The organism is Streptomyces sp. NPDC053750, from assembly GCF_044544295.1.
GTDB lineage: Bacteria > Actinomycetota > Actinomycetes > Streptomycetales > Streptomycetaceae > Streptomyces.
Window position 1 is genome coordinate 1 of sequence record NZ_JBITXB010000064.1, and the last position, 1,460, is coordinate 1,460.

A 1,460-nucleotide genomic window follows, 5' to 3' on the forward strand; every position below is an offset into this window, starting at 1 on the left:
TTGATGCTCCTATTGCTGTCAAGCGGCTTGAAGCCAGTCGCGGTAGGCGTGGGTGAGGTCGTCGTCCCTGCTGAGTCCTCGTTCGAGTCTGGAGATGGTGGTCGGCCAGACTCCGAAGTGCTGGGCGACGGCGGTGAGGGTGATGTTCTTGGCCTGCCGCATGGGCCGCAGGTCGGCTATGCCCGGGATGGTGACCGTGCTGGTGAGGCAGTGGAACATCTCCCGGGCGATGGCCCGTTTCAGCATCCGGATGATTTCCTTCCTCGTCCGTCCGGCAGCGGTCTGTCGCGCGACGTAGGCGCGGGTCCGGGCGTCGCTGGACATGCGGACCAGGGCGATGCGGTAGAGGGCTGCGTTGGCTGTTCGGTCGCCGCCCCGGGAGAGCCGGTGCCGGTTGGTTCTGCCGCTGGAGGCAGGGACCGGGGCAGCTCCGCAGAGGGCTGCGAAGGATGCCTCGGTCCGCATCCGTTCGGGGTTGCCGCCCGCGGTGATCAGTAGTCGTGCGGCGGTGTCGGGGCCGACACCGTAGGCGGCCCGCAGGCCCGGGTTGTGGGTGGTGACCTCGGCATCCAGGGCCTGCGTCAGTGTTTCGTGCTCGGCGGTGAGCTCCTTGACGCGGCGGGCGAGGCTCTTCAAGGCGGTCAGGACGGCGATGTGGAGGGCGTCACCGGCCGGCCGCAGCCGGGCCAGGGCCTCGGTGCGGTCGGTGCCCTTGAGCTGCCCGTATTTCGCGCGGATGGCTTCCGGGGCGGAGATGAGGACGTTGCCGATCTGGTTGAGAGCGGCGGTGCGGGCCTTGATGGCGGAGCGGGCTGCGTTGTGCAGGGCACGTATCCCGGCGACCGTGTCGTCCTTGGGGGAGCTGGAGGCTCTGCCGGACAGAGCGGCGCGGGCGGCGGCGTAGGCGTCGATCGGGTCGGACTTGCCGGTGCGGCGTCGTTCGGCCTTGTCGGGGCGGTTGACCTCGACGACCTGGTGCCCGTGGGAGCGGGCGGCCCGGGTGAAGCCGGTCCCGTAGGACGAGGTGCCTTCCACCCCGATCGCGACCACACGTCCATGGGCGGTCAGGAAGGCCAGGGCTGCTGCGTATCCAGCGCTGGTGGTGGAGAACTCGGCGTCCGCGAGATGGCCGCCGTTGTCGCTGATCACAGCGACGTGGACGGTGTCGGCGTGGGAATCGACCCCGCCGAACACATCCTGGTCCACGGTGTCCGCCGCAACCTCTGATGCCATGCTGATGCTGCCTTCCCAGCCGAAGGTGGGCGCCGGCCGGGTGGCGCAGACAGGACATTGAAGGGGCTTCTGACCAAGCTCCTATCAGGTCATGTTCCGCCCGGCCGGAGCCATGAGAACGAGCTCCGGCGGCCGGACAGACCAACACAAGGACAGCCCAGCAGGGCGTCAGTCAGTGCCCGAGTCACGACCGCCGGAACCCGAGTATCAGCATCAATGTCAGTGCC

At 68.6% G+C, this 1,460-nt stretch carries 1 protein-coding gene; it reads right to left on the reverse strand.

All coding sequences use genetic code 11. The features are described from left to right. Positions 1-18 precede the first annotated feature (18 nt). Complete coding sequence (locus ACIGO6_RS41620) at positions 19-1,233, reverse strand: IS110 family transposase (RefSeq protein ID WP_399886025.1); 1,215 nt, start codon at positions 1,231-1,233, stop codon at positions 19-21. Positions 1,234-1,460: the final 227 nt, after the last annotated feature.